At 36.2% G+C, this 21,038-nt stretch carries 23 protein-coding genes and 2 tRNA genes; 16 read left to right on the top strand and 9 right to left on the bottom strand.

Annotated features, from left to right (window positions below):
* Positions 1 to 5 precede the first annotated feature (5 nt).
* Entirely contained in the window at positions 6 to 581 is a 576-nt protein-coding gene (locus tag Q1A60_RS06455; protein WP_299764338.1) for a DNA-3-methyladenine glycosylase I, read from the bottom strand.
* Positions 582 to 826: 245 nt separating this feature from the next.
* Here Q1A60_RS06455 and Q1A60_RS06450 point away from each other — a divergent pair, with 245 nt between their 5' ends.
* The gene (locus tag Q1A60_RS06450; RefSeq protein ID WP_299764340.1) at positions 827 to 1,444 is read left to right on the top strand and encodes a thioredoxin family protein; all 618 of its coding nucleotides are present in this window, start codon (positions 827 to 829) and stop codon (positions 1,442 to 1,444) included.
* A 302-nt stretch (positions 1,445 to 1,746) separates the two neighbouring features.
* Here Q1A60_RS06450 and Q1A60_RS06445 read toward each other — a convergent pair whose 3' ends face one another.
* The 7 genes from Q1A60_RS06445 to Q1A60_RS06415 all read right to left on the bottom strand — a co-directional run bounded on the left by Q1A60_RS06445 (position 1,747) and on the right by Q1A60_RS06415 (position 6,867).
* Positions 1,747 to 2,472, bottom strand: a complete 726-nt coding sequence (locus tag Q1A60_RS06445) for a hypothetical protein (RefSeq protein ID WP_299764342.1) — start codon at positions 2,470 to 2,472, stop codon at positions 1,747 to 1,749.
* 53 nt (positions 2,473 to 2,525) lie between these two features.
* Positions 2,526 to 3,245, bottom strand: a complete 720-nt coding sequence (gene truB / locus Q1A60_RS06440) for a tRNA pseudouridine(55) synthase TruB (protein ID WP_299764344.1) — start codon at positions 3,243 to 3,245, stop codon at positions 2,526 to 2,528.
* A 4-nt stretch (positions 3,246 to 3,249) separates the two neighbouring features.
* A complete protein-coding gene (locus Q1A60_RS06435) occupies positions 3,250 to 4,047 on the bottom strand; it encodes an undecaprenyl-diphosphate phosphatase (protein ID WP_299764346.1) in 798 nt (265 codons plus the stop codon).
* A 39-nt stretch (positions 4,048 to 4,086) separates the two neighbouring features.
* The gene (locus Q1A60_RS06430; protein ID WP_299764348.1) at positions 4,087 to 4,356 is read right to left on the bottom strand and encodes a DUF3098 domain-containing protein; all 270 of its coding nucleotides are present in this window, start codon (positions 4,354 to 4,356) and stop codon (positions 4,087 to 4,089) included.
* Positions 4,357 to 4,412: 56 nt separating this feature from the next.
* On the bottom strand, positions 4,413 to 4,748 hold the full coding sequence (locus Q1A60_RS06425) for a hypothetical protein (RefSeq protein ID WP_299764351.1): 336 nt from the start codon (positions 4,746 to 4,748) through the stop codon (positions 4,413 to 4,415).
* 59 nt (positions 4,749 to 4,807) lie between these two features.
* On the bottom strand, positions 4,808 to 5,710 hold the full coding sequence (locus Q1A60_RS06420; RefSeq protein WP_299764353.1) for a DUF302 domain-containing protein: 903 nt from the start codon (positions 5,708 to 5,710) through the stop codon (positions 4,808 to 4,810).
* A 278-nt stretch (positions 5,711 to 5,988) separates the two neighbouring features.
* Entirely contained in the window at positions 5,989 to 6,867 is an 879-nt protein-coding gene (locus Q1A60_RS06415; RefSeq protein WP_299764355.1) for a permease-like cell division protein FtsX, read from the bottom strand.
* Between the two features lie 94 nt (positions 6,868 to 6,961).
* Here Q1A60_RS06415 and Q1A60_RS06410 point away from each other — a divergent pair, with 94 nt between their 5' ends.
* From Q1A60_RS06410 to Q1A60_RS06345, 14 genes are all read left to right on the top strand, one after another.
* Entirely contained in the window at positions 6,962 to 7,882 is a 921-nt protein-coding gene (locus Q1A60_RS06410) for a UbiA family prenyltransferase (RefSeq protein ID WP_299764357.1), read from the top strand.
* 193 nt (positions 7,883 to 8,075) lie between these two features.
* Positions 8,076 to 9,032, top strand: a complete 957-nt coding sequence (locus tag Q1A60_RS06405) for a 2-dehydropantoate 2-reductase (protein WP_299764359.1) — start codon at positions 8,076 to 8,078, stop codon at positions 9,030 to 9,032.
* Between the two features lie 428 nt (positions 9,033 to 9,460).
* A complete protein-coding gene (locus Q1A60_RS06400) occupies positions 9,461 to 9,976 on the top strand; it encodes a hypothetical protein (RefSeq protein WP_299764363.1) in 516 nt (171 codons plus the stop codon).
* A 279-nt stretch (positions 9,977 to 10,255) separates the two neighbouring features.
* On the top strand, positions 10,256 to 13,498 hold the full coding sequence (locus tag Q1A60_RS06395) for a DUF559 domain-containing protein (protein WP_299764365.1): 3,243 nt from the start codon (positions 10,256 to 10,258) through the stop codon (positions 13,496 to 13,498).
* Between the two features lie 56 nt (positions 13,499 to 13,554).
* Complete coding sequence (locus tag Q1A60_RS06390; RefSeq protein WP_299764367.1) at positions 13,555 to 14,112, top strand: hypothetical protein; 558 nt, start codon at positions 13,555 to 13,557, stop codon at positions 14,110 to 14,112.
* Between the two features lie 3 nt (positions 14,113 to 14,115).
* Positions 14,116 to 14,376 (top strand): SemiSWEET transporter, encoded by a 261-nt coding sequence (locus tag Q1A60_RS06385; RefSeq protein WP_299764369.1) that lies wholly within the window; start codon positions 14,116 to 14,118, stop codon positions 14,374 to 14,376.
* 275 nt (positions 14,377 to 14,651) lie between these two features.
* A complete protein-coding gene (locus Q1A60_RS06380) occupies positions 14,652 to 15,011 on the top strand; it encodes a DUF559 domain-containing protein (protein WP_299764371.1) in 360 nt (119 codons plus the stop codon).
* A 20-nt stretch (positions 15,012 to 15,031) separates the two neighbouring features.
* Complete coding sequence (locus tag Q1A60_RS06375; protein ID WP_299764373.1) at positions 15,032 to 15,358, top strand: hypothetical protein; 327 nt, start codon at positions 15,032 to 15,034, stop codon at positions 15,356 to 15,358.
* A gap of 146 nt (positions 15,359 to 15,504) precedes the next feature.
* Positions 15,505 to 15,768, top strand: coding sequence for a hypothetical protein (locus Q1A60_RS06370; protein ID WP_299764375.1), 264 nt, complete (start codon positions 15,505 to 15,507; stop codon positions 15,766 to 15,768).
* A 125-nt stretch (positions 15,769 to 15,893) separates the two neighbouring features.
* Positions 15,894 to 16,598, top strand: coding sequence for a zinc metallopeptidase (locus Q1A60_RS06365; RefSeq protein WP_299764377.1), 705 nt, complete (start codon positions 15,894 to 15,896; stop codon positions 16,596 to 16,598).
* A gap of 350 nt (positions 16,599 to 16,948) precedes the next feature.
* A complete protein-coding gene (gene trxA, locus Q1A60_RS06360; protein WP_299764379.1) occupies positions 16,949 to 17,269 on the top strand; it encodes a thioredoxin in 321 nt (106 codons plus the stop codon).
* 212 nt (positions 17,270 to 17,481) lie between these two features.
* Positions 17,482 to 18,030 carry an ATP-dependent Clp protease proteolytic subunit gene (locus tag Q1A60_RS06355; protein ID WP_299764381.1) on the top strand — a complete coding sequence of 183 codons (549 nt, stop codon included), beginning with the start codon at positions 17,482 to 17,484 and terminating at the stop codon, positions 18,028 to 18,030.
* Positions 18,031 to 18,160: 130 nt separating this feature from the next.
* Positions 18,161 to 19,096, top strand: a complete 936-nt coding sequence (locus Q1A60_RS06350; RefSeq protein ID WP_299764383.1) for a DUF58 domain-containing protein — start codon at positions 18,161 to 18,163, stop codon at positions 19,094 to 19,096.
* Between the two features lie 66 nt (positions 19,097 to 19,162).
* Positions 19,163 to 19,236, top strand: a tRNA-Asp gene (locus tag Q1A60_RS06345).
* Between the two features lie 202 nt (positions 19,237 to 19,438).
* On the opposite strand, the gene Q1A60_RS06340 is transcribed toward Q1A60_RS06345, so the two are convergent.
* Positions 19,439 to 20,173 (bottom strand): hypothetical protein, encoded by a 735-nt coding sequence (locus tag Q1A60_RS06340; protein WP_299764385.1) that lies wholly within the window; start codon positions 20,171 to 20,173, stop codon positions 19,439 to 19,441.
* 231 nt (positions 20,174 to 20,404) lie between these two features.
* On the opposite strand from Q1A60_RS06340, the gene Q1A60_RS06335 reads away from it, so the two are divergent.
* Positions 20,405 to 20,478, top strand: a tRNA-Asn gene (locus tag Q1A60_RS06335).
* Positions 20,479 to 21,038: the final 560 nt, after the last annotated feature.

Below are 21,038 nucleotides of genomic sequence, written 5' to 3'. Positions count from 1 at the left end.
GAAACTTAAGAAAGTGCTTGCACTTCTTTATAACGATAACACCCAACCGCATGATCATTCACCATCCCAATAGCTTGCATAAATGCGTAAATCACGGTAGAACCTACAAACTTAAAACCACGTTTCTTTAAGTCTTTACTAATCTGATCACTTAAAGGTGTATTTGCAGGGCAGTCTTTATAATGATTCCAGCTATTTTGAATGGGTGTATTATCTACATAATCCCAAAGGTATTTAGAAAAACTCCCAAACTCCTTTTGGATCTCCATATATAACTTAGCATTCGTCACCGTTGCTCGTACTTTCAATTTATTACGAATAATCCCTGCATCTTGAAGAAGATCAGCAATCTTATGCTCATCATATTGCGCAATACGCTTATAATCAAAACGATCAAAAGCCACTCTAAAATTCTCTCGTTTACGCAAAATAGTAATCCAACTCAAACCCGCTTGGAAGGTTTCTAATACTAAAAATTCAAACAGTAAATCTTCATCTTTTAGTGGAGTTCCCCACTCATTATCGTGATATGCTTCATATAGATCATCGCCTACACACCAGCCGCATTTATGTTTTGTCATTTTGCTATAATTAAAAGTGTGTTATAAAGATAATTTAAAACGGCTACTATATTCATATGAATCTAAAAACAGAGGATAAATAGACATAAATAAAACACAGACTTATGTTTCTATAACTATATACATCACTGCATTTATATGTAGAATATAATGATTGAGTCTCTTTTCTCTTTTTGACTTCAAAAAGTGTAATTTAGACAATTATAGAAATGTAAGTTCGTCTTTTCTTTGTCGACATACAGATTATGAAAACAATGGTAGAAAAATCAAGAGAACAAATTGTACAAGAAGCGCTTCCAAAAGCAATCTCGTATCAAGCATATAGGCAATTAGTAGATGACCATGCTGCCAACGAAACGAGCACAGGACCTAACCAAACAGAAGCATTAACAAATTATACGATGCTCAACCAACGACGTATGAAGCGTCTGGATAAAACCACAAAAATAAAAGAAGAAGACATTGCAAAAATTCAAGATTTTAAAGGCAATGTGACTTGGCTTGTGATTACAGAAAGTTGGTGTGGTGATGCTGCTCAAACAATGCCTGTAATACAAAAAATAGCAGACCTTTCTGATGGAATTGATGTAAAAGTTGTATTGCGAGATGAAAATTTAGAACTAATAGATGCCTTTTTATACAATGGAGGACGTTCTATTCCTAAGCTCGTAGCAATAGATAATACCTCTGGAAATGTAATTTCAGATTGGGGACCACGACCTTCTGAGGCTACCAAGATGGTAAATGACTATAAAGAAGCACATGGTAAGCTTACTCCAGAATTCAAACAAGATTTACAAGTTTGGTATAACAAAGACAAAGGACAAAATACAGTAGAAGATCTTTTACACTTGCTAGACTAAACCTCTTTACTTTTATACTATTTTAACCCGTTGTGCATTTAGAAAAAATAGAGTGGGTTTAGATGTTATATTTTCATTCTTTTCCTCAAATCCTAAAGGATGGAATGAAAATTTCTACTATTCACCCTTTAGGGTAGGGGAAAAAGTAGTAGAAATAGAATCAAATGCACAACGGGTTATTTTAATTAATGGTTATTCATTAGTTGTGTATTCACTATTTACGAATAACCATTAACAATTTATACGAACTCTTAAAGTTCCGTGGTTAAGTTATACTATTTCTAAGACTGAGCAGACAACTACTACCCCTGAAAATTAAACGTAATGGTTCCTTTTTGAGAAACTGTAGACGTACTATTAAATAGCGCATCAGAAGCATATGAAAGCGCCTGATCGATTAAGCATCCATTAGAAGAAGTGGATGCTTTTTTATTATATTCTTTCTTAATGATCACTCCGGTACTATTCACCTCTATATCTAGCACAATTTTTCCAAAAGCATCACAGGTATATACTGGATTAGGAATCACAATGGCATTTCTTTCTTTAAGATTATAAGATACCGTACTCTCTCTATTTCCTTTCTTACTATTACGTTCTTTCTCTCTGGCTTCAATTTGAGCTTTAACCAATTCGTTACGCTCTGCCATAGCAAGTTCACGAGACTTTTTGTGCTCATCCAATATCCTTTCATTTTCGGCTTCTAGATCTTCTACACTTTGCAATTGTTGTTGCTCTATTGCTTGACGTATAGGATCATCTTCAGAAAACAACGCTTTACTTTCATTGCGTAATTCATTCGAATTATAGGCTTGATGACTTTTTACTATCGATTTTTGAGTCGTTGTTTCTTTTTCTTCAAGCTCTTCTTCTGCCAGCGGCTCTTGAATTACAGGAATCTCTATAAACTCTTCCTCAGGATTTGGATTTTGATACGGCTTTACCCCTAAAAAGAAAAAAACGAGCACCAAAAAACTTGCGCCCGAAAACGTAATAAGCATGGATTTATCTTGTGAGCTCAATTTCATAAGGTGTCTAAAATAATCAAAATCTCCTATATTAAGTAAACGATTAACAGTCTTTAGCTATTATACTGAGCTGTAAAACTATTCTCAAATGTCACAATGTCTTGTGCATTATCTACGGAATAATCCCCTATTTTGGTTCTTTTGAGTGCTATAAGATGCGCCCCACTATCTAATCCTCTCCCCATATCATAGGCGAGTGAACGTATGTATGTACCTTTACTACAGCGTACTCTAAAGTCTACTTCTGGCATAGCGATTCGGGTGATTTCAAAATCGTAAATCGTAATTTCACGCGTAGGAACTTCCACCGCTTCGCCAGCTCTTGCAAATTCGTATAGGCGTTTCCCGTCTTTCTTCAATGCTGAAAATACAGGTGGGCGCTGTTGGATGGTGCCTTGGTACGCTTTCGCGAAAGCGTATACAGCATCTTCCGTAATATGATCTATAGAAAAGGTTTCATTTACTTCTGTTTCCAAATCATACGAAGGCGTTGTACCACCAAGCATCACAGTGCCCGTATATTCTTTTTCTTGCCCCATAAACTCATGGATACGCTTGGTAAACTTTCCTGTACAAATAATCATCAGTCCAGTAGCTAGCGGATCTAATGTTCCTGCATGTCCTACTTTAATCTTTTTAATATTCAGATTCTTTCGGATCAACCAACGCACTTTATTGACCAATTGAAAGGAACTCCATTCCAACGGTTTATCAAACAGTAATACTTGTCCGTCTTTATAATCTTGATCTGTGAGATTTGAGGTTTTAGACATCGTACTATCGATTATACAAACTAAATCCAATTGCGATCAGTCCAACAATCAAACAGTAAATCGCAAACCAAGACAGTTTACTTTTCTTTACCAATTTGATCATCCACGTACAAGCAACAAGACCTGCAATAAATGCAGCGAGAAAACCAATAATAAGAACAGAAACATTACCGCCCTCTGTAGTTAAGTCTCCTCCTAATATATCTTTAGCGATCTTTCCTAGGATTAACGGAATTACCATTAAGAACGAAAAACGAGCAGCTTTACTTTTATCATTTCCTAACAATACAGAAGTCGATATGGTAGCACCACTACGAGAGATTCCTGGAAGCATTGCAATCGCTTGTGAAATACCAATGACAAAAGCATTAGAAAAAGATACTTTTTTCTGAGTGTCTTTGGCTTTATCTGCCATCCATAACAATGCAGCGGTCACAATAAGCATACAGCCCACCAGAAGAATATTCCCTCCAAATAAGGCTTCTAATTGTTCTTCAAAAAACAATCCTACAATCACTGCTGGAATCATAGAGAGTATAATCTTTGTAGAAAATTGTGTCTCTTCATTCCATTTAAAGGATAACAGACCTCTTAAAATCTCCCAGATATCTTTTCTAAAAACAACAATCGTACTTAAGGCTGTAGCAAAATGAACTACAACGGTAAACATCAAACTCTCTTCTGGAACAGACGTGTCTCCAAGAATGGCTTTCCCTAATTCAAGGTGTCCACTGGAAGAAACAGGTAAAAATTCGGTAAGTCCTTGTATAATACCAAGTAAAAGTGCATCTAAATTATTCATGGATGCAAAGATAACCTAGTCACGTAAAGTGACAAACTACTATTTCCCTTTATTAGGATTTAAAAGAATGGCATATACCTCAATACCAAATCCTATTAAAACAACAGCTGGAGCAAGACGTATACGTCTCCAATGATATATTTCAGGGTTAAATACATTAGGGTCATCACTACCGCCTCCAGACATTAAAATAAAACCAAGTGCGATTACGCCTAGACCAATAAGCATCCATTGGTAATTTTTCTTACCAAAAATAAATTCTGTTTGATGCTTTTGTACTGCTACTGTTTTGCGTTTTTGTTCTCCCATGTTTTTATATTCTTATGTGGGTATCTTTTAATTATAACTCAAATATACGAGTATATTTAATTAAACTCAGTAAATAAAATCTCATCCCCCACAGTTAGTTGTGCAATATGATTAGATGAAGACCCTATTAGCGTACTCGCCAGATGCAAAGTAATACTTTTATTTAATACTTTCTTACGAACTCCTTCTATTGTATATCCTTGTTCTAAACCTCTATTGATGTAATAAATTCCTCCATTATCTTCTGCAAAGACAATATCTTGATCTCCTCCCTCATACACCCTTGCTACTGTAATTTGTTTGACATCACAGTCTTCTTTTTTAGGGTTCTGGATAAGACATGATACACATAAAAATGATACTAAAAACGAAAGAATAATGATACGACGCATAAAAAAGAATTTAATCTTTTAACGCATAGTGTATTAAAATATTTTATACGAAAGTATTGTTACTCAGCGATCACTGCATTGGTAATACCATCTAAAGCAGCATTTACTTTTTGAACCACTTCATCTTTATCAGTAATTCCATGACGATTGGTTAAGAAAGTAGCATCAAAATAAGACACGTATACTGCTCCATTCTCATCTTCATGTACAAGTATTTTTAAAGGAAGATCAATTCCTATACTCTGATTACTTTGCATTAATAAGGTCCCCACTTTTGGATTTCCAAAAATCAATACACGAGTAGGACGTAATTCTAGATCAACACTAGCAGCGGCTTTATCGTGAGGGACAACAGCCATGGTATGCAATCCTTTTGAAGTCACGACTTCTTGTAATTTTGCAAACGTCTCATCGGCAGTATGCGGACTCTTTTTTGTAATTAATTGATCAGTTATAGACGTTACGGAAGCGCCTTCTATTTGGGTATTTCCTGTAAATCCAGCAAGTGCTCCATTTACTTTGGCAATCACTGCTTGTGGCTCTGTAATCCCATAACGACTTGTCAAAGTAGTGGCATTGTAATAACTTACTTGGGTATCTCCAGCGGCATCTTCCCACATCATGAGTTTCAAAGGAAGGTCTAACCCTATACGCTGATCCTGCTGCATCAATAAGGTTCCTCCTTTAGGATTTCCAAAAATAATGGTACGCGTTGGACGTAATTCAAGCCCTACTTTTGTCGCTGCATTACTATGATCAATATTTGCAATGATCTTAAAGCCTTTCTCTTCTAGTTGTGGGATAATCGTAGTAGCAAGTTGTGATACTGTATCATCATTAGATACGGTAATAAATTCAGAAGTACGCATAGCTGGTGGTGTGATTGTATTGGATTTTTGTTGATTTTGAGCACAACCTAACATGAGTAGACTCAATACCAAAAAATAGATTCCATTTTTCATAACATTGTTTTTGTCGTAAGGAATGATGAATTTATACGGTTATCACTCAATTAATTATTTTATAATGTAGTATACGCTTTCGCGAAATCGAGTTCACGAGATTCACGACCGTAGGGAGAGCGTAGCGTTAAAGCGTAAGAAATAAATATCTAGATACAACTTCATCAAAAATCAAAATAAGATCTCGCTATTTCGCTGAATCAACCTACCTCCCGATAAAGGAAAGTTCAAGGTACAATCTTGAGTGCGTCTTGCAGACTTCTCAATAGTGGGTTTCACTAATAATACAACTCATCCGTACGTAGGTTCAAGAAACGTTGTGTTGCAAAATACGTACTGATCCATGTGATGAAAACACCTAGTAAAAACACTCCTAAGAAAAGAGCGCCTATTAACAATTTATCATCTAATAATGCCAAATCAGGAAACTGCTCATTGAGATAGTATAATATGGCTGCCATACCTATAAGTGCTAATAAAGCTCCTAACATTCCTAAACGTACACTTCTCCATACAAAAGGACGACGTATAAAACGTTTGGTCGCTCCTACCATTTGCATGGTTTTTATCGTAAATCGTTTGGCGTATACAGATAAACGTATCGAACTATTAATTAATAAAACGGCTATAAATGTAAATACAGCACTAATGATCAAAACCCATAGCGTGATTCGTTTTATATTATCCGTAAGTAACGTAATAAGTGGCTGGTCATAAGTAACTTCATCTACAAAATCTCTGGAAGCAATTTCATCAGAAATCTCTTTGGTTTTTACAGGAGATACATAATCTGCTTTTAGATATATATCAATACTATTTTGAAGCGGATTATACCCCAAGAAGTCCATAAAATTTTCTCCAATCTCTTCACTATGTGCTTCGGCAGCGGCATCTTTTGACACGAAAACGGAAGACTTGGTGTATGCTGCCATCGCAAGTGATTTTTGAAGCTGTTTAATCTCTACATCTTTCGCAGTATCTTTCAGATAAACAGACAATACTACTTTCTCTTTGACGTGATCTGCTACTTTTTTAGTATTTATCACAATAATTCCTAGTCCTCCTAATAGGAATAATACCAATGTAATACTTATGATCACAGAGAAATATGAGAAGACCAATCGGCGTTTTTGATACCGTTCAAATGAGGATGCCATAAATACAATTAAGATTGTTGTTGTAAAAATAACAATGATTTTTACATACTTCTATAAAACAACGTCTAAAGTTTCCATATTGTTATAAACGGGTTTGAAATCTACACTACTTTTATGTGTATCTTTTGTCTCACAAAATGGTAACGACATAAATTTTCTCAAAGACATAAAAATTTCTAGACCTGGATTATGGTTTCCTACTGTATGGATTTACCTAGTTCCTTTTAGTCTGGATTCCGAGTTTTGGCAACAACCTATTTTCTGGATAGGACTTTTCTTTGTGACCTTTCCGCTTAATTATTTAGTCTACGGACTTAATGACTATAATGATATCGCTTCAGACAAGCTGAATGATCGTAAAGGAAACTTCCTTTTTGGTGCTAAAGCTTCTCAGCAACATTTAGCTACAGTCCCAAAAAAAATAGCGATTGTACTCCTCCCATTCATTATCTATTTCACCTTTCTCTCAGGCATCTATATGCTACTCTTATTAGCATTTATGATAGTTATTAATATCATCTACAATTTTAAGCCGTTCCGAATCAAAGAACGCCCTCCATTTGAAATCTGTATTCAGATAGGCTATGTCTTTACTGCTTTTTTTAGCGTCTTACTGAATGATCTGACTATGATCCCGTGGCAAACGATAATGTATCTCACTTTATTTGCTTTTCAAGCCCATATTACAGGAGAAATCATGGATATAGAACCCGACAGATTAGCTGGCAAAAAGACAACCGCTACGCTCATAGGACGTAAAAATACCAAGTATCTCATGCTAGTTTTACTCTTATTAGAAACCTACATTCTCACTATATGGTTTCAAGATTATGTATTAGCAGGTTTTCTAGGAATTTTCTCTATATGGTTACTTCTAGATGTCTTTATTTTCTTTAAAGAAAAACCCTATTCCGTAGCGCAAATGAAACTCTTCGGTATTGCCATGAACCTATCTGCACTTGCATCTATGTTATGGGCATTATATTCTGGTAAATTATTACATCCTGTGTTTTAAAGCTTTCGCGAAATCGAGTTTACGAGATTCACGACCACAGGGAGAGCGAAGCGGTAAAGCATATAAAGAGCATAGAGAAGACAGCAAAAGAAAGACGTTATGCACTATCTCTTTTCTAAATTAAGTCTTGACTCTTGATTCCCTTCCATCGTGATTCTTTTTCGCGGAAGCGAAAAACCCCTATCTTTAATATATGAAAATTCTAATCTACGGTACTGGAGGTGTTGGTGGTTTTATAGGCGGAAAACTAGCCTTAACCCAACATCAAATTACACTTATCGCAAGAGATGCACATCTTAAGGCCATTCAAGAGCATGGATTGCAAGTACAAAGCATCACAGGTAATTTTACAGCGCATCCGCACCTAGCCACAGATGATCTTTCTAAAATAGACACGCCTGATCTTGTCATTTTTGCTATAAAATCATGGCAATTAGAACAAGCATCAAAAGATATATTGCAATATACAAATGATAACACATTATTTCTGCCTTTACAAAACGGAGCAGACAATACAGAAAAGTTAAATAAAGCCCTTCCAAAAAACCAAGTACTCTCAGGACTCTGTCGCATGATTAGTTTTATTAAAAGCCCTGGGGTGATTTCAAATCCTGATATTCCACCTTCCTTTCTTTTTGGTGAACAAGACAATACCCGCAGTCCAAGAATCGAAGCTATTTTAGCCGTGTTTAAAGAAGCAGGTCTTAACGCAAAAATTCCAGAAAATATTCAAGTTGCTATTTGGCAAAAGTTCTTATTCATCACTACCGTAAGTGCCATCGGTGGATTAACTAGAGTACCTATCGGAATCATACGAGACACTCCATACATCAAAGATTTGATGCTCAAAACAGCACAAGAAGTCTATGCGGTAGCACATGCCAAAGGCATTGCATTACCAGAAAACACAATAGACAAAGCCTTTGCCGCCATTGCACGACAAGCCCCTGAAACCACAGCCTCTACACAACGCGATCTCATGGAAGGCAAACCTAGCGAACTCGAAAACTTTAATGGTTTTATCGTAAAAGAAGGGAAAAGAGTAGGAATCCCTACACCTGTAAATGAGATGATTTATCAATTATTATTACCTCAGGAGAACATAGCACGAAGCCCCCTAACCCCCAAAGGGGGAACTATTGCAGTTTAATCTATTACGATATAACGAATAGCCAATTCCTTCTTTCGCTAAGAGAAGGGAGCTGTCATTCTATATTACTAAGTCGGTAATTTCGATACAATTCCTCGTTCCTCAGAATCACTCAGTCACCTAGACATAAAATAATGCTACAAAAAATTGGCAAACAAAAGCTCCTTCCCTCAGTGAGGGAAGGTGGCTATATTGAGGTACGAAATATAGACGGAAAGGAGCCATCACTCTAAGCCGGTAACTTCGATACAATTCCTCGTGCCTCAGAATCACTCAGTCACATATTATATTCACAAAATAGAGTACTACTCTAATTTAGAGTGTTACTCTATTTTTAAGAAATCCTTTAATTACTATAATCATTGTAAATTTAGTGACTAAAAAATTGAATTTTAAAATTACCTATAAACATTCATCACATCAAAATCATGGGAAACAAAAATCATTATGACAGATATGATAAAGTAGAAGAAGAGTTGATTCAATCAATAAACAACCATCTTTTTGAAAATGGAAATACAGAAAACATTAGTGCTATAAAAGCGTTAAAAGCTTTTTATAAGCATTATCAAGAGGTTTCATTAGATGAATTACTTTCTTTTAAAACAGAATACCCTCATTTTTCTACAGATTCAGAATTTTATTATCCTGATGGTGATGTATTTACGCATATTGGAAATACATATCATAGTATAAAAGGTCAAAATATGAGTATATACCTCCGATTGGCGTTTGAGCGTCATTTCTATTGGCATTTTGAACATGAAGTAGTCGAACTTAGACTTTATATGTTTTACAAACCCGAAGAGTTTTCTGAAGAAGATAAGGCATTCGGTCAAAGCAAGAATGAAAATCTACTTGATCTTCAAAAAAACAAATGGTTTGAAAAAATAAAAAATGACAAACCATTAGATTATAAAATTGATATCAATTTTAATGCCTGAGGCAACCCTTACAACTTGATATAAAATCGTAAATTTGCCGGCTTAAAACAGCGTAGCGCTGTAAATTATATATAAAAGTCGTGATTCTTGATTCCTTTTAGTCCTGAGTCATTTTCGCTACAGCGAAAAAAATAACGCATTATGAAATGAGCATAAACAAAATTAATTTTTTGCTTATCAACTAAAACAATTAAATTTTTTATGCGAAAGCGTAGCGGTTGATCTAAGCAGAAATTTTTTATTTGTTTCATTTTTAATGAAATTAAAAATTTTAAGTAGATGAAATACCATTTCAACGAAATAGAAGCCAAATGGCAAAAATATTGGGCAGACAACGGCACATTTCACGCCAGTAATACGAGCGATAAGCCTAAATATTATGTACTCGACATGTTCCCATATCCTTCGGGAGCAGGACTGCATGTAGGTCATCCATTAGGATATATTGCCAGTGATGTCTACGCGAGATACAAGCGTTTGAAAGGGTTTAACGTATTACACCCGCAAGGCTACGATTCGTTTGGATTGCCAGCTGAGCAATATGCGATTCAGACGGGACAACACCCTGCAACGACAACCAAAGTAAACATAGAAGGGGGTGTCGATAATCAAGGCAATGTCATTGCTGGATACCGCAATCAGTTGGATAAAATAGGATTCTCTTTTGATTGGAGTCGTGAGGTGCGCACTTCAGATCCTGCGTATTACAAATGGACACAATGGATTTTTACCGAGTTATATAACGCTTGGTATAATAATGATAATAATAAAGCAGAAGGCATTGATACGTTGGTGTCCGCTTTCGCGAAAGCGGGGAATGCAACCGTAAATGCCGTATGCGATGATGATATCACCATCTTTACAGCTGATGAATGGAATGCCTATTCTGACAAAGAACAACAGGCGATTCTTTTAAAATACAGATTAACCTACCTAGCCGAAACCGAAGTAAATTGGTGTCCGGCGTTAGGAACTGTACTAGCAAATGATGAGATTGTAAACGGCGTTTCAGAACGTGGGAGTCATCCCGTAGTACGTAAAAAAATGACCCAATGGTCGATGCGTATTTCTGCCTATGCAGAGCGTTTATTACAGGGACTAGAGACTATTGATTGGAGCGAATCTATCAAAGAAACCCAACGTAACTGGATTGGAAAATCAGTGGGCGCGATGGTCACGTTCCCCCTAATCCCCCAAAGGGGGACTACGCCTGGCTATATGACGGGTGGGAATAATTCACATATTTTGATTGAAAGAGCAAAAGAAATGCGTGAAAACCCTACGCCAGCTGAAGCTGCTTTATGGGAATCTTTAAAAGGAAAAAACTTAGAATATAAATTTAGAAGACAGCATCTTATCGATAATTTTATTGTTGATTTTGTATGCCTTTCTAAAAAATTAGTCATCGAAGTAGATGGAGATATCCACGATCACCAAAAAGAGGAAGACCAAGCTCGTACAGAAGTTTTAGAAGAATTAGGGTATAAAGTTATCCGTTTTAGAAATGAAGAAGTACTAGGAAACCTCGAATCTGTTTTATCAAAAATAAAACAGACATTAGACAATCGTGAGATTCCCCCTTCGGGGGCTAGGGGGATTAGTGTGTTTACGACACGTCCCGATACTATTTTTGGGGTTTCATTTATGACATTGGCACCAGAACATGAATTGGTGTCAAAAATCACAACGCCAGAGCAGAAAGAAGCCGTTGATGCGTATATTGAAGCGACTTCAAAACGTTCTGAGCGTGAGCGTATGGCCGATGTAAAAACCATTTCTGGAGTATTTACTGGAGCGTATGCAGAGCATCCGTTTACCAAAGAGCCCGTTCCTGTATGGATTGGAGATTATGTATTAGCAGGTTATGGAACTGGTGCCGTGATGGCTGTACCGTGTGGAGATCAGCGTGATTATGATTTTGCTAAGAAATTTGATATCCCCATTCCTAATGTATTTGAAGGCGTTGATATTTCGGAAGAAGCCTTTGCAGATAAAGCAGCAACGGTAATCGCAAACAGTGATTTCTTAAACGGATTAAAATATAAGAAAGCCGTAAAACTAGCGATTTACGAGCTAGAAAAAATAGGCGCAGGAACGGGTAAAACCAACTATCGTTTACGTAATGCGGTATTTAGCCGTCAGCGTTATTGGGGAGAGCCATTTCCAGTGTATTATGTAGACGGCATGCCACAGATGATTGCCTTAGAGCATTTGCCTGTTGAGCTTCCTGAAATTGAAAAATACTTACCTACCGAAGATGGAGCGCCACCATTAGGTCGCGCCGATGTTTGGGCATGGGATACGACTAAAAATGAAGTGGTTTCTAATGACTTGGTAGATAGGAAAACGGTATTCCCTTTGGAGTTAAATACCATGCCTGGATGGGCAGGAAGTAGTTGGTACTTCATAAAGTATATGGATAACACTACTGAGGATGGGTCTGTTCCTAAAGAAGCACTTGACTATTGGAGCAATGTAGATTTATACATTGGAGGTTCCGAGCACGGGACAGGTCACTTATTATACTCACGTTTCTGGGTAAAATTCTTATTTGATCGTGGATATATAGAGTTCGATGAGCCCTTCCAAAAAATGATCAATCAAGGGATGATTTTGGGAACGAGCGCTATTGCTTACAGAATAAGTGGTACAAACACTTATGTTTCTGCTGGTTTAAAAGATCAACATAAAACAGAAGGCATCCATATTGATGTAAATATGGTAAACGCCTCTGATGAAATTGATGTTGAAGCTTTAAAGAATTGGCAACCTCAATTTAAGGATGCAGAATTTATTTTAGATGAGGGTAAATTTGTTGTTGGACGCGAGGTAGAAAAAATGTCTAAACGTTGGTATAATGTTGTCAACCCAGATGACATCTGTAATCAATATGGGGCAGACACCTTACGTATGTATGAGATGTTCTTAGGTCCGTTGGAGCAAGCAAAACCTTGGAATACCGCTGGTATTTCGGGAGTACATAATTTCTTAAAGAAACTATGGAGATTGTATCATTCGGGGGCAGAAGAAGCATTTAACGTGACAGATTCTGAGCCTACAAAAGATAACTTAAAGACACTTCATAAAACCATCAAGAAAGTAGAGGAAGATATTGAGAACTTTAGTTTTAACACCTCCGTATCTACATTTATGATTGCTGGGAATGAGTTGGCGGCACAAAAATGTACATCTAGAGCAATCTTAGAGCCACTTTTGATTTTAATTGCGCCATATGCACCGCATATTGCTGAGGAGTTATGGAGTAAGCTCGGACATACGGAAAGTATCTCTGAAGCAGCCTTTCCAATTTTTGAAGAGAAGCATTTGGTGGAGAGTTCTAAGAACTATCCGATCTCTTTTAATGGGAAAATGAAGTTTACATTAGAATTGCCATTAGACTATAGTAAAGATCAGATAGAGGAAGTCGTGATGGCTCATGAAAAAACAAAACAATATCTAGGAGACCGCACCCCGAAAAAGGTGATTATCGTGCCTGGGAAGATTGTCAATATAGTGGGATAATAACCACACACAAACCCTCTCTTCGGAGAGGGTTTTTAATTTAAAATAAAGAGGAAATGTGCAGATATGCAATGACATCCTACAAACCGCACTATGCCTGCTTTGAATGTCGAAAGACATTCAAAAGACGGTTGTTGCACGATATTCTAGACGGATATCCTAAAGGGATTCAAGAAAAACCTGCTACCTGTCCAGAGTGTAGTAACGTGATGGCAGATATGGGGTTAGATTTTGAATCTCCTAAGAAAAAAGATATCAAAGCGTGGAATCATATCAAAACATTGTATCGTGTAGGTATCACGTTTCATTCGTGTGGATGTTCAGGACCAGGATACATTCCTAATGACACAGAACAATTAAAGGGTCATTTTGAAAGCGTCAAAAAGACCTATTTAGAACATCAGTATTTTTGGGCACGACGAAAAGAAGATCCTGAGACGCAAAGCCAAATAGCAAAAGATCAACATGAAAATTGGGGTTTTCTTGGTCGTATTCCTAAGGAATTAAAAAAGGGAACTAAAAACAAACCCCAATACAATGCAACAGAAGCATTAGTATTTTGGAGTAAAAAAGTTGCTGAGATCGAAAAGAAAATAAAGACACTAACTACATAAGATATGGACGGAATAGAAATTTTAGGTTTTGCAGCAGCCGTATTGACAACGGCTTCATTTTTACCACAGGTATATCAAACATGGAAGACCAAAGATGTATCTGCATTGTCGCTACCTATGCTTACCATGTTTCTTACTGGAATTACCCTTTGGTTTATTTATGGCATCTATAAAGATAGTCCTTCTCTGGTTATTGCTAATGGTATTACAATTGTCTCTGTGTTTTTGTTAGTGTATTTTAAATTGAAGTATAGGGGAAAATAATCCCTCTGTCTGCTTTGCAGACATCTTCCTTCTTGAAGGGAGAGACTTTTGTTTTCGGTTTTATACTACCAAATAGTTATAATGAGAATCTATTTATACATAACTCACGCTTTCGCATACTAGTAAGTGAAGCTTTTATTTAAAGCCTCATACATTCTATATAAAATATAAGCAAAGGCTTCTCCCTTTTGAAAAAGGGAGATGTCAAAAACAGGGTTTTTGACAGAGGGATTGGCGAAGCTGAAAGCTAGCCCAAAAACCAGTATATTTAAACAATGGTTATCCATTCTAGAAAATATTTAGAGACCTACCGAAAATCACTTCGCAATAATGCAACACCCGCAGAACGATTTTTATGGAAGCATCTTAAAAATAAGCAACTGGATGGAAAACGATTTTTAAGGCAACATAGCATTCTTAATTATATTGTTGATTTTTACTGTCCATCTGAACAACTAATTATTGAACTAGACGGAGAAGTTCATTTTAATGAAGAGGCACAAGAATATGATGCTAAACGGACAAAAGAGCTAGAAAAATTAGGATTTACAATCATACGATTTGAAAACAAAATGGTATTTGATCTCCTTCCAAGTGTACTAATAGAAATTAAAGAGCATTTCAAAAACAGGTAATTCTATTCTTTAAGACAACTATGAGCATTACTAATAAAAGAAAACATCAACTAGGGTTTTGCGCTGTTTGTTTACACAAACAATCAGGTTCTGATTTTGTAGTGAAATGCAAACTCACTCAAGAAGTTGCCAGTTTTGAAACAGAATGCCCTTCTTTTTTGTTAGATGTTCCTACCATCATAAAAAGACGCATTACTCAGGAGAAGAAAGTCCTAGATCGCTTTCATCCTACACTACATCCTGTAGAGAAATTTTTAAACAATACAACAACACAATTAACTAATAAAGAAGCATTTAATAGTCCCATTCATAAAGCAACAAAAAAAAATAGTTTTCAGAGAATCTGATGATTTAGATTTTATCATGTTAGTTTCTTCTCCAAATTGTAATATTTGTTTCTATATTATATTTTATCCTGAACCCCCAAGACCATATCGCATTATTGATTGCTTTTATAGCATTTATAGCGGGTTGTTTTTTTGGGTACAGAGTCTTGTCATATAATTATAAAGTACACTTAAAAATTACAGCATATGGTTTAGAAACACCTAGAGAAAATATACCGTGGAGTTCTATTATGGATTATTATTTATCTGAAATAAGACATCCTAAACAAGGTTCATCTCATACATTAGTGATTCTAACAACTTCTAGCGCTATAAAAACAATCCTTCTCAATCATCTAGAAGTATCACCTCAAATGATTATCAAGAAAATCAATCAGGAGCGGAAATTATATTACCACGACTCCTACTAAATTGCTTTTTATCGTTAAAAATTTATCTTACATCTGTCAAAATAGTATATCAGAAGCTCCATCTTATTATTGCTATACTTTTTGTAATTTTAGAATATTAAATAAAAAGAACTAAACCAAATCATATGTTAGGAGGATCTATAGGCTATTATATCATTGGAGGAATTATCGCCTTAATAAGTAGTTATGTGAGTTCTAAACTTAAAAAAAAGTTTGCTCATTACTCACAAGTTCATTTACGTAATGGAATGTCTGGAGAAGAGATTGCAAAAAAGATGTTGGCAGATCATGGCATTACAGATGTAGAAGTTATTTCTGTAGCGGGTCAGCTTACAGATCATTACAACCCAAGAAACAAAACCGTAAATCTGAGTGAAGTTGTTTTTCACGAGCGTAACGCTGCTGCTGCTGCTGTATCTGCTCATGAAGTAGGTCATGCTATACAACATGCCACAGCCTATAGCTGGCTTACGATGCGTTCTAAACTTGTTCCGCTGGTAGGTATTTCTTCCAAGTTTGGAATGATGGTCCTTATGGGCGGACTTATGCTTATGGCGACTACTGCCATAGGAGGTACTGTCGCTCTTGTCGGACTTGGTCTTTTTGCAGTAGGGACACTCTTTAGTTTTATTACCTTACCTGTAGAGTATGACGCGAGTAACCGTGCATTGGCATGGTTGAAGTCAGAAAATATAGTAACTCAAGAAGAATACGCTGGATCTAAGGATGCTCTTAAATGGGCTGCACGTACATATCTTGTTGCTGCTTTAGGATCACTCGCCACTTTATTATACTTTGCAGTAAAAGTATTAGGCAGTAGAAGAAGGTAATATCCTTACAAGACAAACCTGCGTGAGGGATAGCAGTGGGTACCCTGCAGGAGTGAAGAAAAGAACACTGAATGTTTCATGCGAAGCATACGATACAACCCTATTTCTTTTCTTCAGTACGAAGCGTATGAACGGATAGCCTGACCTTTAGCTCCTGAACTTGTTTCAGGATATAAAGGACACGCCCAAAATAGTATTTAAAAGCACGTAAGGACAAATTGACAAACCCAGTGGTATCAACTCATTCAATGGTGCCATAGCTAAAGTTGATACTTCGGCTGTAAGCTTTGGCAAAATATTTGACTAAGTTTGCATATCAAATTGGATTAAAACTTTAAAATTATATAGTTATGGCATTAGAAATCACAGATGCAACATTTGAAGAATCAGTATTAAACAGTGACAAACCTGTATTGGTAGACTTTTGGGCTGCTTGGTGTGGACCTTGTCGTATGGTAGGACCGGTAATCGAAGAAATTGCAGGAGAATATGAAGGAAAAGCGGTCGTTGGAAAAGTAGACGTAGATGCAAATCAGGAATTTGCAGCAAAATACGGCGTACGTAACATCCCTACGGTATTAATGTTTAAAAACGGAGAAGTTGTAGGACGTCAAGTAGGTGTTGCTCCTAAAAAAGTATATACAGACGCAATAGATGGTCTTTTAAACTAAGACTCTCTTAAGATTATATAAAAGGTTTGGTGTAGTGCCAAACCTTTTTTATTTTTAGCTATTAAGTAAATAGGGTTCGCTTTCGCGAAAATATACGCAGATTCATCCCTTTTTATCATTGAAATTAAATTAATATAGGAGATTTCCACCCCTATCTGCTAATAGTTAGGTTTGTGGAAATGAAAAGTTACCCGTCTTTACGGGCAGTAAACATGGAAAAAAAGACAAAAGTACAAGACGCAATAGATACTTCCCTTCTTGAACAACGTAAAATATTCCTTTGGGGAATGGTAGAAGATGGTAGCGCAAAGCACGTAATAGATCGCTTATTATATCTAGATTCTATAAATAATGATGAAATTCAGTTATTTATAAACAGCCCTGGTGGGTATGTTACTTCTGGATTTGCAATGTATGATACCATCAAACAAATCAAAAGTCCTGTCTCTACAATTTGTACTGGACTTGCTGCAAGTATGGGATCATTGTTACTCTCTGTAGGAGAAAAAGGACGTCGTTTTATACAACCACATGCTCGTGTAATGATACACCAACCTTCTGGGGGTGCACAAGGGCAAGCAAGTGATATTGAAATTACAGCACAAGAGATTATCAAAACCAAAGAGTTAAGTGCTCAAATCTTAGCTGATAATTGTGGGCAGACCTTTGAAAAAATCATGAAAGACTTTCAGCGTGACCATTGGATGGGCGCACAAGAGTCTGTAGACTACGGAATCGTAGACGGTATATACGAAGGGTAACTTCGATACGATTTTCAGATCCTCCTTTTAAGAGGATCTGAAAATCACTCAGTCACCTCGTATCTATAGTTTTTCATCATAAATTCGGATTCACAACCGATTTCGTTTTTCTAATTTCAACTTTCCTTCTGTGGACATCAAATCTGAATTACATAAAACTGCCGGTTTTGGCAATTTGGAACTTCTTGCAAAGCAAGTGGTAGAAGGTTTTATTTCTGGAATGCACAAGAGTCCCTTTCATGGATTTTCTGCCGAGTTTGCAGAGCATAAAGTGTATAATAATGGAGAAAGCACAAAACATATAGACTGGAAGTTATATGCCAAAACTGACAGACTGTATACAAAACGCTATGAAGAAGAAACCAATCTACGATGTCATCTTATTGTAGATAATAGTAGCTCGATGCATTATCCGTCTGTTTCTGAATATGGAATTGACCAATTAAATAAGATTAGCTTTTCGGCATTGGCAAGTGCTGCAATTATGAATCTTATGAAAAAGCAGCGAGATGCAGTAGGATTGAGTGTATATGGTGAGGATTATGAATTTTATGCTTCTGAGAAAGGGAGTGATCGTCATCATCATATGTTATTAGATCAATTAGGAGGTACGTTAGATCCCGCTTTCGCGAAAGCGGAAAAAAAGACAGCAACCTATGCGCACTTACATCTTATTGCCGAGAAACTCAAGAGACGTTCGTTGGTTTTTCTATTTTCTGATATGTTTCAGAGCGATGTAGAACAAGAACAACTCTTTGAAGCATTGCAGCATTTAAAATACAATAAACACGAGGTCATCCTTTTTCATACATATAGTGAGGAAAAGGAATATAACTTCTCCTTTTCTAACGCTCCTAAGCGTTTTGTAGATGTAGAAACGGGAGAACACATCAACTTATATGCAGATGCCATTAGAGATACGTATAAAGCATCTGTAGAGACGTATTTTAAAAACCTGCAATTACGCTGTGCTCAATATAGAATTAAATACATTCCAGCAGTGATTGAGAAAGGGTTTAGTCCTATTTTCACTACGTTTTTAGTAGAGCGACAAAAATTTGTGTAATTTTTTTTATTTTTTTGTTTGCAGATGTAAAAAGAGAGTGTATATTTGCACCCGCAACAGCGCAACGGTCTGGTAGTTCAGTTGGTTAGAATATCTGCCTGTCACGCAGGGGGTCGCGGGTTCGAGTCCCGTCCAGACCGCAAGTAAAGCCCTCAGTCCGAGGGCTTTTTTTATAAGAAGTTGTGTTGGCTACGTCACACGTAGTAGGCTTTGTAGTTGAAGCCGATGAGAAGCTTTTCCTGTCATAAGGAGAGGCTTTTTTTGTCACCTTTCCCATGACTATCAATTAGTTATTTTAAACTACATAAAAACAAGTTCTAATTGACATACGTTTCCAACAACTTAAAACTTGATTTCTTCTTTGAGTAATTTCAACACTTCAGGCGCATCTTTAAATTGTTCTTCCAGATTAAAGATAACTTGCTTATAAGGGTTATATCCTAGCTCAATGAGTTGTTCGTTACGGTATTGTTCTACAAACCTATAGACCATAAATGAGCGAGCTCCTTTTGTATCTTCAAGATATGCTTGTAACCTATTAGCCAATGGCTCTCGCCATTGCAAGGCTGTAAGCATATCTTCTGGAGTGACCTCATCAAGCCCTGGCATGGTATCTAATGACATGATCACCTCCTTACTATACCAATACCTTTTTCTGAGATCAATCCAGCTAGGTGTTTTTTCTGTGTTAAATTTTTTAATGACCTCCTGAATACTATTTCCAGAAACAATAGGCGTCATGGCTATTTTTTTTCCATCAATTGTTTTTTCAATATCAAGGATTGCATATGGTTCTTTTTTCCTTTTATTACGAACTACAATATGATTTACTGGTAGTTCTTTTTGTATATACATATATACGGTATCAATCCCTTTAGGATTCGTCGTATCCCAAGGGGATTTAAAAATCATTTTATCCTCGTGCAATGTCCAACTATTTACTTCTCCATAATTTGCATACACAAACCATTCTTCTTGAACATCATTTTGGCGATTATTTAATCTCTTTTGTGCTTTACAGGATAAGCATAGTAGTAGTATGCTAACACATACGGTAGTGTATATTTTTAATCTCATGGTCATTATTTTTTCTTAATGTTTAAACAACCAAAAAGGTTAACATAAATTCAGAAGTTCATAGCATATTCTTTTATTTACAGATAGTTATAAAGGATGATTTCTACTTCCAAAGTAATTGCTTTTTAGAGAATGCATATACTACCGAAAAAAAATATCGTAAAAATGTAAAATTCTTTTTGACAGATGTCAAAAATGTGTATATTTGCATCCGCTTACAAAAAGTAACACTCCTCCTTAGCTCAGTTGGTTAGAGCATCTGACTGTTAATCAGAGGGTCCTTGGTTCGAGCCCAAGAGGAGGAGCAAAAGCGCAAAAAGCTTTGACAAATGTCAAGGCTTTTTTTGTTTTAGTCGCCTAAACTCCTTGTGTTTACTATGGATAAATGAAACGAGTTCATCCAAAAAGGTGGTTCGATAACTGTTTTCTAAAAAAACGAGTTTTTCAGGAAATATCGAACCGATAATCTTTTTTTTCACAGGCTCCCCCTATTGGGACATGCATATAAATGAACAAGTTTATATCAGAAATAAGTAATTCAATATAAAGGTATTAATGAATTGGTGCAGGATGTAAGTCATTCTACAACAACCACTTCGAGTTTTCGAAGTAACCTTCTTAGAATTCAATTGCTTCCATATAGACAGTTTTCTTTGAAAAAAGATATATTTTAAGTGTGATTTCAAAGATGATTTTTCGAAGTCACATTTTATAAATGTTCATTGACATATTGAGAGAAAAATAAAATGACAAAGAGTCTTTTTATGTAGAATCTGAATATAATCTACCCTACTCTAGGCTGAGACTTTGCAACAGTAGTTTCTATTATTAGCTATACGCTCCTGATTGAAATTACCTATAACTA

This window comes from uncultured Dokdonia sp. (assembly GCF_947492535.1).
GTDB lineage: Bacteria > Bacteroidota > Bacteroidia > Flavobacteriales > Flavobacteriaceae > Dokdonia.
This window is presented reverse-complemented; position numbering and strand designations above follow the sequence as displayed.